This is a genomic window from Ruminiclostridium cellobioparum subsp. termitidis CT1112, assembly GCF_000350485.1.
Lineage (GTDB): Bacteria > Bacillota > Clostridia > Acetivibrionales > DSM-1351 > Ruminiclostridium > Ruminiclostridium termitidis.
The window spans coordinates 55,166-68,303 of sequence record NZ_AORV01000020.1; the positions used below are offsets into that span (position 1 = coordinate 55,166).

At 38.3% G+C, this 13,138-nt stretch carries 15 protein-coding genes; 2 read left to right on the forward strand and 13 right to left on the reverse strand.

All coding sequences use genetic code 11. From position 1 onward, the window contains the following. Nucleotides 1-59: 59 nt before the first annotated feature. The 8 genes from CTER_RS04335 to CTER_RS04370 form a co-directional block, all read right to left on the reverse strand. Nucleotides 60-1,118, reverse strand: a complete 1,059-nt coding sequence (locus CTER_RS04335; protein ID WP_004623956.1) for a HAMP domain-containing sensor histidine kinase — start codon at nucleotides 1,116-1,118, stop codon at nucleotides 60-62. Beyond that, nucleotides 1,115-1,786 carry a response regulator transcription factor gene (locus CTER_RS04340; RefSeq protein WP_004623957.1) on the reverse strand — a complete coding sequence of 224 codons (672 nt, stop codon included), beginning with the start codon at nucleotides 1,784-1,786 and terminating at the stop codon, nucleotides 1,115-1,117. Before CTER_RS04340 ends, CTER_RS04335 begins: the two co-directional genes overlap by 4 nt. Nucleotides 1,787-1,819: 33 nt before the next feature. Further along, nucleotides 1,820-3,280 carry a methyl-accepting chemotaxis protein gene (locus CTER_RS04345; protein WP_004623914.1) on the reverse strand — a complete coding sequence of 487 codons (1,461 nt, stop codon included), beginning with the start codon at nucleotides 3,278-3,280 and terminating at the stop codon, nucleotides 1,820-1,822. Nucleotides 3,281-3,365: 85 nt separating this feature from the next. Beyond that, the gene (locus tag CTER_RS04350) at nucleotides 3,366-3,899 is read right to left on the reverse strand and encodes a hypothetical protein (protein ID WP_004623920.1); all 534 of its coding nucleotides are present in this window, start codon (nucleotides 3,897-3,899) and stop codon (nucleotides 3,366-3,368) included. 78 nt (nucleotides 3,900-3,977) lie between these two features. Continuing rightward, the gene (locus CTER_RS04355; RefSeq protein ID WP_004623911.1) at nucleotides 3,978-5,048 is read right to left on the reverse strand and encodes a sensor histidine kinase; all 1,071 of its coding nucleotides are present in this window, start codon (nucleotides 5,046-5,048) and stop codon (nucleotides 3,978-3,980) included. Then, nucleotides 5,032-5,718, reverse strand: a complete 687-nt coding sequence (locus tag CTER_RS04360; RefSeq protein ID WP_004623941.1) for a response regulator transcription factor — start codon at nucleotides 5,716-5,718, stop codon at nucleotides 5,032-5,034. Before CTER_RS04360 ends, CTER_RS04355 begins: the two co-directional genes overlap by 17 nt. A gap of 204 nt (nucleotides 5,719-5,922) precedes the next feature. Continuing rightward, nucleotides 5,923-7,251, reverse strand: a complete 1,329-nt coding sequence (locus CTER_RS04365) for a radical SAM/SPASM domain-containing protein (RefSeq protein ID WP_004623882.1) — start codon at nucleotides 7,249-7,251, stop codon at nucleotides 5,923-5,925. A gap of 26 nt (nucleotides 7,252-7,277) precedes the next feature. Then, nucleotides 7,278-7,802, reverse strand: coding sequence for a hypothetical protein (locus tag CTER_RS04370; protein ID WP_004623874.1), 525 nt, complete (start codon nucleotides 7,800-7,802; stop codon nucleotides 7,278-7,280). 458 nt (nucleotides 7,803-8,260) lie between these two features. Here CTER_RS04370 and CTER_RS04375 point away from each other — a divergent pair, with 458 nt between their 5' ends. Then, nucleotides 8,261-8,482: an HDIG domain-containing metalloprotein gene (locus CTER_RS04375; protein ID WP_040760304.1), complete on the forward strand. Its 222-nt coding sequence runs from the start codon at nucleotides 8,261-8,263 to the stop codon at nucleotides 8,480-8,482. 9 nt (nucleotides 8,483-8,491) lie between these two features. Then, nucleotides 8,492-8,875, forward strand: coding sequence for an HD family phosphohydrolase (locus CTER_RS04380; protein ID WP_242834927.1), 384 nt, complete (start codon nucleotides 8,492-8,494; stop codon nucleotides 8,873-8,875). Nucleotides 8,876-8,989: 114 nt separating this feature from the next. Here CTER_RS04380 and CTER_RS04385 read toward each other — a convergent pair whose 3' ends face one another. The 5 genes from CTER_RS04385 to CTER_RS04405 all read right to left on the reverse strand — a co-directional run bounded on the left by CTER_RS04385 (nucleotide 8,990) and on the right by CTER_RS04405 (nucleotide 13,124). Beyond that, the gene (locus CTER_RS04385; RefSeq protein WP_004623871.1) at nucleotides 8,990-9,358 is read right to left on the reverse strand and encodes a hypothetical protein; all 369 of its coding nucleotides are present in this window, start codon (nucleotides 9,356-9,358) and stop codon (nucleotides 8,990-8,992) included. 49 nt (nucleotides 9,359-9,407) lie between these two features. After that, complete coding sequence (locus CTER_RS04390; RefSeq protein ID WP_004623923.1) at nucleotides 9,408-9,593, reverse strand: hypothetical protein; 186 nt, start codon at nucleotides 9,591-9,593, stop codon at nucleotides 9,408-9,410. A gap of 288 nt (nucleotides 9,594-9,881) precedes the next feature. Beyond that, the gene (locus CTER_RS04395; protein WP_004623921.1) at nucleotides 9,882-10,163 is read right to left on the reverse strand and encodes a YciI family protein; all 282 of its coding nucleotides are present in this window, start codon (nucleotides 10,161-10,163) and stop codon (nucleotides 9,882-9,884) included. A 38-nt stretch (nucleotides 10,164-10,201) separates the two neighbouring features. Further along, nucleotides 10,202-11,014, reverse strand: a complete 813-nt coding sequence (locus CTER_RS26770) for an ankyrin repeat domain-containing protein (protein WP_004623919.1) — start codon at nucleotides 11,012-11,014, stop codon at nucleotides 10,202-10,204. A gap of 367 nt (nucleotides 11,015-11,381) precedes the next feature. Next, nucleotides 11,382-13,124, reverse strand: coding sequence for a right-handed parallel beta-helix repeat-containing protein (locus CTER_RS04405; RefSeq protein WP_004623906.1), 1,743 nt, complete (start codon nucleotides 13,122-13,124; stop codon nucleotides 11,382-11,384). Nucleotides 13,125-13,138 lie beyond the last annotated feature (14 nt).

The window sequence follows — 13,138 nt, forward strand, 5'->3', positions numbered from 1 at the left end:
AATATTAAAAAAGCCTTTCCTGATGAATTAATCAAGAAAAGCTTATAAAAAGCATTAATCTACAAATTTAACCGGACTGTAAAAGTTGTTCCGTATCCCGGATTACTATTTACTTTGATTTCGCCTTTAAAGATTTCAATTACCTTCATAACAAGTGTAAGCCCTAGCCCGTTCCCCTGTTGTGAATGAGAAGTATCTCCCTGAAAGAACTTGTCAAAAATATGTTTGACGGTTTCTTCATCCATGCCGCAGCCATTATCTGATATGGACACTATAGCTGCTTTATCATCTGTTTTCAGTGTCAATGCTATGGAGCCGCCTTCTTCGGTAAATTTTAAAGCATTTGAAAGAAGGTTATTCCATATAATTTCCATCATACTTTCATCATAAGTTACAATTACCTCCTCATCCAGGTCTGCGGTAAATATTATATCCTTCCTTTCCCACAAATCCTCAAACGCCAGAGCACAGCATCTAAGCTGTTCGCTCAAGTCATAAGGCCCGGATAAAGGTATAATCTCCTGATTTTCAAGCTTGTTCAGCTTAAGTATGTTTGTTACCAGCTCAGAAAGCTTCTGTGATGCTGCTATAATGGTACTTGTATATTCACTTCGTTCCTGCTCTGAAAGATTGCTACGCTGGAGTGCCATAGCGTAACTTTGGATTATTGAAAGTGGTGTCTTGATTTCATGGGACACATTGGCAATAAAATCGTTTTTCAATGTTTCGATACTTGAAAGTTCCTCAACCATTTTATTAAAATCTTCAAACATCACTTCAACATAATCCTTCCTGCCGTCTTTACGTAATGGTTTAACCCGTACCGAAAAATCGCCCTGTGCTATCCGCTTTGCTGCTTCACCCAGCTGCCGCATGGGACGGCTGAAATAATTATGCCGAATGCTTCCGCTGATGATGGCTATTATAAGAGTCATTGTGCAAAGATAACCCAGCATTGGCGGAGCAATATAATTAATAGTGCCGTTTCCCCTCTGTACATATGTCAAATATATCATTACATAACAGCCGTTTACCACCATTAACACCAGCAGTATACCAACAAAATCCTTAATTGATATAAAACCGGTATTAATTCTCTTATCCTTTTTCCACCTCATTTAAGCACCGCCTTATACCCAAGACCGTGTACCGTAGTTATTTCAAAATCCATGCAGTTGGCGAACTTGTCCCGCAGTTTGGTAATATAGACATCAACGGTCCGCGGTGTACTTTCGGAGTCCATTCCCCAGAATTCATCCATCAACTGCATACGTGTGAAAGTCCTTTTAGGATAGGATAACAGTTTAAAAAGAATATTGAATTCTCTTATGGACAATGGAATATCTTCACCGTTCAAAGATACCGTCCTCTCATCAGCATTCATGGTAAGTCCTCCAATAGTCAGTTTTTTTTCATTGGCTATATTTGCCCTTCTGAGAAGTGCACCTACCCTGAGAACAAGCTCAGCCATATCAATTGGCTTGACCATATAATCATCAATACCCAAACGGTAGCCCTTTTGCTTTGAGACAATATCATCCCTGGCTGTCATAAATAAGATGGGTATTGTTTTATCTTGATTTCTGACCATTGCTGCAAACTCAAACCCGTCCATATGAGGCATCATGATATCCGAAATGATTAAATCAACACTATTGGCTGCCATGTTGTCAAATGCTTCCATTGCAAATTTGCATCCGATTGCATTATATCCGTTATCTTTAAGGTAAGTACAAACAATCTCATTGAGTTTTATATCGTCTTCTACTACCAGAATATAAATCATGCTTTGAAACCTCCCTGCCATGTATCAGAAGGACTATAAATCATTTTTATTTTCAATAAGTTTCCGCAGTTTCACACTTGAAGCATTAATTCTTCTAATCGATTCAGCTATAACTTCTATACTGGAATTCTGCTCTTCAGTGGTTGCCAGCATTTCTTCGGTCGCTTCCGAATGTTTAATTGAAATATCGGATATATTCAGGGATTGTTCGCGTATTTGCGAAAAAATTCCGCTTACATGCTCTGTTTTACTGAACTCTAATGCAATATATTCATCAATATTTTCAAAAGACGATTTTATGTTCTCAAAGCCGGCTAAAACTTTCCTGGATATATTCTCACCTTCATTAACTGCTGCAGAACCGTTATTAGCCTTTTCAATAACAAGTTGTGTCCTGGTCTGAATATCGCCAATAATTTTATTAATATGCTTCACGGTATTGGAACTCTGCCCGGCGAGCTGCTTTATCTCATTTGCAACCACTGAAAAGCCTGCTCCGGCCTCGCCGGCTCTTGCCGCCTCAATACTGGCATTCAGCGCCAGAAGATTAGTCTGGCTGGAAATCTGATTTATAGCAGAAAGAAAACTGTTCACTTCCTCCATACATTCATTAAGCTCTTCCACTGTGGTCAAAGATTCCTGCACCGCATATTTAATTATATTCATCTGTACTTCCATTTGATTTATACTGTCAGAACTTTCATAAACAACATGTTTTGTATTTTCAGAAGTACTGGCAAGGTTCTGGGAAAGCTGATTTATTTCAGCCATTTCTTCATCGGCACCGGTAATCATGTTACTTATATGAGTAAGGCTGTCCGTCTGGCTTATTACACCTTCGGTTACAGCTTTTATAGTTAAAGCCATAATATTACTGATTTTTTTTAATGTTCCAATATCGTTGTCACAATTGTTTATGTCTACATTTAATGAAGCAGTATTTTCCTGAATAACAGCCACCATCTTATCCAGAGAATCAAGCAGTTCTTTTGCTTCAGCTTCTTTTTTGTTTGATAAAAGGATAAGGTCTGCACTCCTTTTACTGACAAAGTATAAAACTATGACAGCCAGTCCCAAAAAGCCCATGGTAGAAAAGAAATCCGTATCAAATTTATGGTTTGCCGCATAATACATAATAACATATGTAACACTGTATAGACCACCAAAACTGAATAGAATGCCTTTATCCAAGTAGAGGGATACAACACATAGAACAATAACCACAATCATTCCAGTATACGGTCCGCCTATATACGGAATTGTAATTGTCAGGACTGCCATAAACAGTACAGCCATTACAAGCCTGGGATACTTCTTTCTGAAAATGAAAAACGAAGCAAAAATCAGTTCAAGTGCCAGTGACCCAACTACTTCTCCCAAAATAATCGAATGTGTAAAAAAGAGGAAAACCCCTCCAACAAAAAGGACCGATAAAATGACAGCAATAATTTTATTGACTTTTGTTGTATTAACCTGCATAAAAGTATCTTTCATTATTCATTCCTCCGATAATATTAATCCGATAATATTAATAAAAACATTTTCTGTAATGCTTTAATCATATGAAATGCTGCCGGCCTTATTTGGGCAGGAGGTTATTTGCCTTTTCACATACTTCATATATTTCATCGTACTTTTTGTCAATCAGAGGCTCCACCTGCTCGGTTTTTCTTCTGAGTAGTATGCAATAAAAGAAATAAGGTAATATCCAACCGGCAAAAGCTGGAACAGCAAGTAATATCATAAGTGGTATCCGGTCTGCCAAAACTGCAAAGACAGAGCCAGCCATAAAGGCAGTTCCAATTAAACCGGTAGTATATGCAACTGCCGAAGCACGTACTAGCTTGGAAAACTCCAATCTTTGAATCTCAGTAACACAGGAATCAAATTGCCGCTGAAGCCTTGTCAGTTCAGCCTTATTGCGAAGCTTTCGGTCACGTTTGAAATTCAGAGTTACCGAACCGACACTTTGTATAGGTGTGGATGTACCTTCAAGCGACCAGCCAAAATTTTGATATCCATCGGTATACACCGATTCCATGCTGCGCTTTACGGTAATATTTTTATACTCAAAGCCTATATATTTCCTTTCATTTTCCGCCATTTCACCCATAATCGCTTCTCCTTTTCCAATTAGACTAGTTTGATAATTAAATTACAAGCTATAAGAGTTACTGACCAGTATTGAAACTTAATAGGGATCGATTTTTAATCTAACGGTAAATGTCGACCCTTTACCGGGTTCACTGGTCACCACAATGGACCCGCCTGCCAGCTCAAGCACTTTAAGTGTCAGTGCAAGTCCCAGACCGTTACCCTCACGGGAATGTGATGTGTCTCCCTGATAAAACTTATCAAATATGTGTTTTTTTGTCTCTTCATCCATACCGCAGCCGGTGTCGGAAATGGCTACAGTTACATATTCCTCATCAGATGTCTGGACTAAAGTAATTTTTCCTCCCTGGTCAGTAAACTTCAGAGCATTCGAGAGAAGATTGTACCACACAATTTCCAGCATACTTGCATCCGAGTAAATTAACGCACAATCATCCATATCTGCAATAAATTCTATATTCTTTTTCTCCCATAAATCTTCAAAAGTGAGTGCACATTCACACAGCTGGCGGCATAGATCGTAAGGTTCTGCCAAAGTACGGATTTCCTGATTTTCCAGTTTATTTAATTTTAAAATGTTGGTTACCAAATTTGTCAGGCGTTGAGATGCAATATGGATAGTATCGCAATATTCATTTCTCAGTCCGGCTGACAGGTTATTTTTTTTTAGAGCCGCAGTATAATTTTGTATTATTGATAAAGGTGTTTTGATTTCATGGGATACATTTGCAATAAAATCATTTTTCAATGTTTCAATACTGCCCAATTCTTCTACCATCCGGTTGAAATCCTCAAACATTATGTCCATGTAATCCTGTTTATCAAGCCTGTGCACAGGTTCAAGATATACTGAAAAATCACCCTGAGCTACCTGTTTGGCTGCATTGCTCATTTTACGCATGGGCTTATCAAATCCCCTATAGATTTGATAATTTGTCAATATGGAAAAAATTAATGAAACTACTCCCCAATATCCCAGCATTGAAAAAATATATCGCAGGGGTATGATATCAATGCCTATAAATTTATTATAAATCAGAACCTGTCCGCCTGTAAGTATGGTTAATACAAGGAAAGTCATAATGAATGCCCTCCATACCCCATTCTTTGACTTTAGCTGCGGGCTCTTCTCAACACTCTTTCTCATTCAATAACACCGCCTTATATCCAAGCCCATGTACTGTGACAATTTTGAAGGAATCACACTCTGAAAATTTATCCCGAAGCTTTGTAATATACACATCTACCGCCCTTAGACTTGCATTGCTGTCAATGCCCCAGAACTCATCCATGAGCTGTGCGCGGGAAAATGTATGTTTTGGATAAGATATGAGCTTATAAAGGATGTTAAATTCTCTTAATGTTACAGGGACTTCCTTACCATCCACTGTTACAGTCATTTCACCTGAATCCATCTCAAGATTTCCGGCAACCAGGCGTTTTTCTGCCGAAATGTTCGACCTGCGCAGTAATGCACCGACACGAAGCACCAATTCGTTCAAGTTAATGGGTTTAACCATGTAATCGTCTATTCCTGCCTGAAAACCTTTTTGCTTTGAAGAAATATCATCACTGGCAGTCATAAATAATATTGGAATTGTTTTATTGACATTCCTTACGGTTTCGGCAAATTCAAAGCCATTTATATCAGGCATCATAATATCCGAAATTATTAAATCGTATATATTGCTGTACATAACCTCATAAGCTTCTCTCGGATTTAAGCATCCCCTGGCTGCATAACCATTATCGTTTAAATATGTGCAGACAATTTGATTTAACTTTATATCATCCTCAACAACAAGTATGTTTACCATGATAAATCTCCCTCATTTATAAGTTAGAAACAATTATAAAAATAAAATGTTAAAAAAATGTTAAAATCCCCGGTAATTTTTAATAAATCCCAGGCAGCCATTGCAAAACCACCCGGGATTATTTGTTGCTTTTATAAAATGTCCCATAACCTTCCTGCATTATCTGCATTAACAGTTATATAATTTATCACTCTATTAATGGCTTCATTCCCAGAGCTTATCAGCAGTTTGTGCCCATTTTTCCGATATCGGCCTGCATTTTTCAGCAAGCTTATGGACGTTTTCAGGGCTTACCAAATCTGTGGAATGTGAGCCTGATATTTCCACCATTTCAATAAGTTTTTGAGGATTGTCCAACAACGGGCATGGGCGAAGGTGATTTTCATTGAAAGGCTGTCTGGCCCGATATGCCATGAATAACGGTGATTTAAGTGCCTCAAGTAGTGTTTTTTCCCGTATATTTGAATCGGAATAGTGTATAAACGCACAAGGCTCAATGTCACCGTTTGCATTTATATGTAAATATTTTCTTCCGCCTGCAATACACCCCCCTGGGTATTCAGCATCATTCCAGAAATCCATTGTAAATATCGGCTTGGTTTTACGGAACTTCCGTACCTGCCCGTACATAAACTTTCTTTGTTCGGCACTGACCATAAGTTCAGGAACAGCAGAGTTACCTACCGGCATATATGTAAAGAACCAACAGAATTTTGCCCCCCAGGCTATCATTTGATCAAAGTATCCCTCAGAACCTATAATTTCACAATTCCGGCTGGTATAGCAGCATGAAATTCCAAACGGTACCTTTTTCGACTTCAATAATGACATTGCTTCCTGCACCTTAGCAAAGGTTCCGTTACCACGGCGGAAATCAGTGTCATTTTCAAAGCCCTCAACACTAATTGCCGGAATGAAATTCCTGACTCTTAAAATTTCATTGACAAATGTCTCGTCAATAAGTGTGCCATTTGTAAAAGCAGTAAACTGGCAATCCGGATGAGCCTCACATAAGCGAATTATATCACTCTTTCTTACCAGGGGTTCTCCCCCTGAAAAAAGGAAGAAATATGTCCCGAGTTCATTCGCCTGACCGATTATATTATCCAGTTCCTCATACGTCATGTTCAATCTGTTTCCATATTCAGCGGCCCAGCAGCCAGTACAATGAAGATTGCAGGCTGACGTCGGATCCATAAGTATAGCCCATGGGATATTGCAATCATATTTTTCCTGCAGCTCATCACTTAAGTCACTGTATTTCATACTTGCATTGACTATAAAGTTTTCAAAAATACTCCTACGGATTCCGTCATCAATGTCTGTCCATAAACTCATAACATATTTATACCAGATATTATCAGTATCAGACATAACACTCTTAACAACGCTTAACTGTTCTTCCAAAAAACCTTTAGGTATAAGTTTGTCCCATATTTCAATAATCCTGGGAAGATTGATTTGTACATCTCTGTCAATAAAATCATATGCTTTGCGGAGGGCAGCTGCCTGTAAATTTGTTTTAATACTCATAGCGGCTCAATCCTTTCTCTGGAAAATTAGTTATTCAACATGCTGTTTGCCTTTTCACAAACTTCATAAATTTCATCATACTTCTTATCAATCAGCGGGGTAACTTCTTCACTTTTTTTAGTACTTATGGAACGGTAACATAAATATGGTATGATCCAGCCTGAAAATCCAGGTATTGCCAGGAGTACAGAGAGTGGTATCATTCCCGCCAGATTGGCAAAAACAGAGCCAGCCATAAAAGCTGTTCCAATAACACCTACAACATAAGCAACAGCTGAAGCCTGGAGTATTTTTGAAAACTCCAGCCTTTGAATTTCCGAAATACATGAATCAAATTGCCTTTGTAACCTGGTCAATTCTGCTTTAGTTCGGATACCTCTGTCTCTCTTAAACTTTAATGTCACTGTTCCTGCACTTTGTATTGATGTCGAAGTACTTTCCAATGTCCAGCCAAAATTGGTATAGCCATCGGCATATACCGTTTCCATGTTTCGCTTTACCGTTACATCCTTGTACTCATATCCTACAAAATTATTTGTGTAGTCCTGCATATGGATATCTCCTTTTTTATAAAAATTAAACGGATTATTTTCTCCATTTGATGTGAATATAATAATGTCGAAATGTTTAAAAAATGCTAATATTATGTTGTTGAAATATTAATTTTAAGATTGGATAAATTTCGCAGATAATACTTTTATCTCATCATGTTGTTTTTTATTTCTTGTTTTTTATTTCTTAAAATAAAATAGCTCTCTATGACATTATGAAAACTTGTTATCCTGTGTTGGATATGGGATAATAAGCGTAACAGACAGAGGGCGGCGTTCTGCGATCCCATCCTGTTAGACTACCAATCACTCAAAGCAAGAGGAAAACACCATTTGACCGCCGTTGGTGTAGTTGCCCGGAAGATGTGTAACATCATCTTCACCATTCTAAGAGAGAATAGACCATATGAGGCGACGCCGCAAAAAAAATGTCAGTCAAATATGACGGAGGGGTAAAAATGCTAGACTTATCATGTTGGCCCCACATACAGGCAATTTTGTTATCCAGTGACTTCAAAACGGATAGTACCAATTTCCTAACTATCAATAGCAAGCAGGATACTGCTTCCCACTGCATTTCTGTTGCCAGTATGAGCAAAAAAATAGCCATGCAGTTTGGGGCGAATGATGCTAAAGCGTCTATCGCTGCGTTACTGCATGACATTTCAAACGTCCTGTAACCTCAAGATATGCTCGACTATGCCATTACTCAAAACTGGGAGATAGATGCGTCAGAGAAGAAATATCCATTTTTGTTGCATCCAAGGCTTTCTGCTGTTTTTGCCAGAGAGTTGTTTGGGGTCGATGATCCACTTATCCTTTCTGCTATTGAATGTCATACCACGCTGAAGAAAAATCCGTCTGTTCATGATATGGTTTTGTTCCTAGCAGACAAGTTGTCATGGGATCAGAATGGTACACCGCCATTTTTCGATGTTGTAACATCAGCTTTAGAAATATCCCTTGCTCATGCCTCTCTTGCGTACATTAACTTTGTCTTGGACAATGGCATGGTTTTATCCCCTCACCGCTGGCTGGTAGATGCTAAAAATTGGCTCGAAAATCTAGACTGATTTTTTGCTCTTACCCCCTTGACTTTTTATAGCTGGTCTTTTTTATAAAAATTAAACGGATTATTTTCTCCATTTGATGTGAATATAATAATGTCGAAAAATCCGGTCAAAGAGTTACTTTAATCCTTTTATAAAGGGAATTAAACACAAAAGTATTACAATTCCTATAATGCCGATTACAATTCCAAGCACCATATTGCTCCATACCATTGTCAAACACATGCCCACACCTAACAAAATAGCCCCTAAAACTCCTATAAGCACAGATATAACTGTTTTTCCATTTAACCTAACAGGAGCTTTGTTTTCCATCTTCCTCCAGGTAAATACCATGGTCAGAAGCACCACCAGTCCTATACTTCCCATTATTACTCCCGGTTTAAATGCATTCCATTCCGGTAACAGGCACATGCACATTCCAAGTGCTAATAATATTCCTCCAACTGTTCCCAAAATCATCGCAATAAAACTACTCTTTTTCATAATATTCCCCCTATGTTTTTTTGATTGTTTATTGAAAAAATTCCTGTACTTACTTATCCTCGTTAGCTTCTTTTTTTTCTTTCTTTTCTTTATCTTCCACCTTCTCCAGGAAAGCATCTACAAACTTATCTTCAATTTTTTTATAACCTCCAACCACATTTTCTTCAATTTTTTTGTATGCATCTACAACCTTCTCTCCAATTTTACCGGTTTTTAATTTATACTCTGTTGACATTTTCATCATCCTCCTGAATTTTTTAAATCCGCTTGTTTTGTGTTACTTCATTTGATGAACCTATCATAAATTCAATTTGTTAATGAAATGATTATAAAATGTTAAAGAAATATTAATCCGGAAAATATTTTAATTTGTATTTCCTTCAGGCCACTTATATGTCATCAGAATTATACCTTCCACGTACCTTTGAACGGCCAATAAAAATGCCGCCTGAATCTTGGTAGATCCATGGCGGCAGGGATATTCGCAATTGCTTTGCCGGCTGGCACTAATGGAAATGCTTTTTTATTCTTCCAATAGATAATTGTTCCCGTCATTGGCAGGCTCCAGTGTTCTGATTTCAAAAGATTTGCATCCTGAAGCTATGAAAGGATCAGACTTTGCAATATTCGTTGCTTCGGCCAAATCTTCTGCCAAAAATATGACCATTCCTCCGGGGTAATCCGTAAAAGGTCCGCAAAATACAAGTTTGCCTTGATTCTTTAATTTTTTTAAGTGTTCAACATGGTTCTTTATGAGTTCCTTATTTATTGGCTTTAGATTGTTCATCAAGTATACATACGTCATTGTCCGGCCTCCTCTGATTTGGAAATTCTTTTCATCAATTACTTTTCCGCACCATATTCCTTAAGTAAATCAATAATGGCAAGACAGTCCTTTTCATCAGCAGGCGGAGTATTATACTCAGGAATGTATTTATATATTGTATCCTCGTATTCCAATAATTTCACACCATCCGAATCAGTCACATCCGGATCTGCCCCATATTTAAGCAACAGTTCCACCGCCTTTACATCTCCCGTTCTGCATGCCGAAACAAGATATACATTCCCTGCATAATTCCTGTAATTTGGATCTGCCCCCTTTGACAGAAGCAATTCTAAAATATCATAATGACCGTCACTGATAGCCTGCTCAACCGGCGTACTACGATTAGGCCCTTCTCTGTCAGGATCAGCTCCATATTCAAGCAGCAGCTTAACCATATCATAATTTCCTGCGCCGCATGCCAGCCAGAGAGGTGTTGCATACCCTTCATCCGATACAAAATTTCCTCCAATCAGCTTATAATCATTGGAATCTGCGGGAACGCCCCCTTCAAGAAATTGTTTAAGTAGTCCGTAGTCTTCATTGGTTACTGCATTAGCTAAAAAGTATTTTTCCCTTCTGTTCTCCTCCAGTGAGGCCAGTCCTCCAAGGACACAAAAAATAATTACTATGATTATCGGCATTGCCGTCATTATTGTTCCTATGCCGATCATAATCTTAGGATTTTTTTTATTTTCACCTTTAGATTGATATTTCTTTTTCTTTATATTTCCGGCAATAAGCAGAATGATACCAATTATTAGTGAAATAAGCATCAATCCAGCTATGATCAATAATATTATAAATCCAAGAAAAAATGCAACTCCCATTTTTCCATCCCCCGTCAAATTCCGATTCTTCACTGTGTCGAGTTTACTATGTCCCAGGCAATCAGCCTATAAAAAAACCACTCGGGTTATTCGGAATAACCATTCTAATTATACTATATTTTTCCAATATTTGCAGTATCAATATACAATTTTTGCATTTTTATGCCGGATGACATTCGGTATTGCATTCATATCCGCGGGAGGACCGCCATTAACCGGAAGCAGATCAGCCCTCTGCCCGCCTTTAATTATCCTTTATCCTTTAGCCCAAAGCAGTCTGCAGGCTTGCTTGCAGCAATCTGAAGAGCTTCGACGGGCTAAAGCCCGGACTCAACGAGCAGAATGAGTTCATCGTGCAAGCCACTGATCAGTAACCGGCTTGAATCGTCTTAGAATAAAAATATATTTTATTGTCACTTTCCTCAATATTGGAACTTATATTTTTAATAATTGAGAAATCAGATGCTTCATCCTGGAGCTCAATGCTATTGTTTGAGATGGATATATTATCACCCGATTTAATTTGAAAGGCACAGGGAATAAAACCCTTAATAATATTTTCATGTATACGGATATTGGTATGTACCTTTTTGTTTTGACAAAGTACAGCATTTGTTGGTTCAACCAATACAGCATGGGAACTGCAGTTCACAAATGTGTTTTTTTCTATGAGAACATCTTTAACAGGCCCTGATTCGTACCAGCCGCCGGCATCACAGGAGATAAATATTCCTGCCATCAGAATGTGCTCAAAGGTATTGTTTCTGATAACTACCTTTCCGGCAACGGTCACAAGAACGGCTCTTGTGGGACAAGCCTCAAAGCTGTTGTTTTCTATTAATACCTCAGGTATCCATGTCAGGTTTTCAGCCACCAGATCATATTCTGATGTATTATTGCCGCTGGCAGCTTTACCGACGGTTTCAAGGAAGGTTCTGTCCAGTTCAATCTCCATAAGATCCAGGTTATCGCAGTCCGGACCGCAGGAACTGAGGACGGTATAAGGCCGGCCGACCGGAATAAGTGTGGAACTGTTATAAAACTGCAGTATGTCCCCTGCAAAAACCGACTTGAAGCCCAGGGTCTGGTCATGGCAATAGCGTAGGGTTATTTTGCTGCCCTCATTTTTCACCAGTCTTAGAAAGGTTCCATGTACGTTGATATGATCATCGTGAGGATTTACAAAAACAGAATCATGAATCCATATCCTGCCCTTGCATCCCGAAACCTGAATAAAGTCAGCAGCTGAGGCAGTAGTTTTTTGAGCATCTATTGTCTTAAAGTTTACATGCCCTATTTCAAGATTATCGGTGCACTGGCATATGATGCCGATTCCGTGCATAAAGCCTATATTTAATCTGCTGAATACAATATTGCTGCTTTCAGTGATAAATATACCGCTGGAATCTCTAACAGTATACCTCATCTGAAATGCGTCTCCTGATTCAAAATTTCTAATACCGTCATAGACAATGCGAAGTTTATTCAAACCTATTTTTTCTATGGAACTGCATTTGTAAAAGAGATCCTCGTCAGTCCTGTTTACAAATCCATTGTTTCTATGATAATGCTGGGAAAGCTCCATGCCATTTTTTCCGGCCCAGTAAGCAACACCTGAATAGGGACTTTTTTCACTTTGCCAGGTTACGTTTTTCCCGTCCGTTTCAAATGAATAAACAGGGGGAATGCAGATTTCGGCAACTGAATTTTCACCGGTTATTTGATTTTTTTCAACTGTCACATCAACAGTAGACGGACAGGCATAATCAAAAGAAATGCCTTCTATTCTTATATTATCGCAGTTCAGTATGGCAAACATCATTACTTTGCCATGAAAAATAAAAAAGGTGTTTTCTCCAAGTAAAGTAATATTTTCTTTATTTTCTATCAGTATTGCGATATCTTTTTGTGGATGCTTTGCAGAATCGGTATTTGAGAGAAACATCTTACGATTTATTGCATTATCGGGCCAAAAGTGATATTCACCGGATGCAAAAGTGAAAGTGGTACCGTCCATAACTTCCGACAGCATTTTTGAAAGAACAGGGGAGAAATCAATGATGCCGTTTGAATGAAAGCCCTGCTCAGGCCTGATATGATTTATCTGCAACTGCCTTCCTCCTT

What these genes read in the sequence shown, in the direction of transcription:
- CTER_RS04370 (WP_004623874.1), bottom strand. Translation starts at nt 7,802, where the DNA reads ATGCAGGACTACACAAATAATTTTGTAGGATATGAGTACAAGGATGTA.
- CTER_RS04395 (WP_004623921.1), bottom strand. Translation starts at nt 10,163, where the DNA reads ATGACGTATGTATACTTGATGAACAATCTAAAGCCAATAAATAAGGAA.
- CTER_RS04335 (WP_004623956.1), bottom strand. Translation starts at nt 1,118, where the DNA reads ATGAGGTGGAAAAAGGATAAGAGAATTAATACCGGTTTTATATCAATT.
- CTER_RS04375 (WP_040760304.1), top strand. Translation starts at nt 8,261, where the DNA reads ATGCTAGACTTATCATGTTGGCCCCACATACAGGCAATTTTGTTATCC.
- CTER_RS04365 (WP_004623882.1), bottom strand. Translation starts at nt 7,251, where the DNA reads ATGAGTATTAAAACAAATTTACAGGCAGCTGCCCTCCGCAAAGCATAT.
- CTER_RS04350 (WP_004623920.1), bottom strand. Translation starts at nt 3,899, where the DNA reads ATGGGTGAAATGGCGGAAAATGAAAGGAAATATATAGGCTTTGAGTAT.
- CTER_RS04360 (WP_004623941.1), bottom strand. Translation starts at nt 5,718, where the DNA reads ATGGTAAACATACTTGTTGTTGAGGATGATATAAAGTTAAATCAAATT.
- CTER_RS04340 (WP_004623957.1), bottom strand. Translation starts at nt 1,786, where the DNA reads ATGATTTATATTCTGGTAGTAGAAGACGATATAAAACTCAATGAGATT.
- CTER_RS26770 (WP_004623919.1), bottom strand. Translation starts at nt 11,014, where the DNA reads ATGGGAGTTGCATTTTTTCTTGGATTTATAATATTATTGATCATAGCT.
- CTER_RS04355 (WP_004623911.1), bottom strand. Translation starts at nt 5,048, where the DNA reads ATGAGAAAGAGTGTTGAGAAGAGCCCGCAGCTAAAGTCAAAGAATGGG.
- CTER_RS04380 (WP_242834927.1), top strand. Translation starts at nt 8,492, where the DNA reads ATGCTCGACTATGCCATTACTCAAAACTGGGAGATAGATGCGTCAGAG.
- CTER_RS04385 (WP_004623871.1), bottom strand. Translation starts at nt 9,358, where the DNA reads ATGAAAAAGAGTAGTTTTATTGCGATGATTTTGGGAACAGTTGGAGGA.
- CTER_RS04345 (WP_004623914.1), bottom strand. Translation starts at nt 3,280, where the DNA reads ATGAAAGATACTTTTATGCAGGTTAATACAACAAAAGTCAATAAAATT.
- CTER_RS04390 (WP_004623923.1), bottom strand. Translation starts at nt 9,593, where the DNA reads ATGTCAACAGAGTATAAATTAAAAACCGGTAAAATTGGAGAGAAGGTT.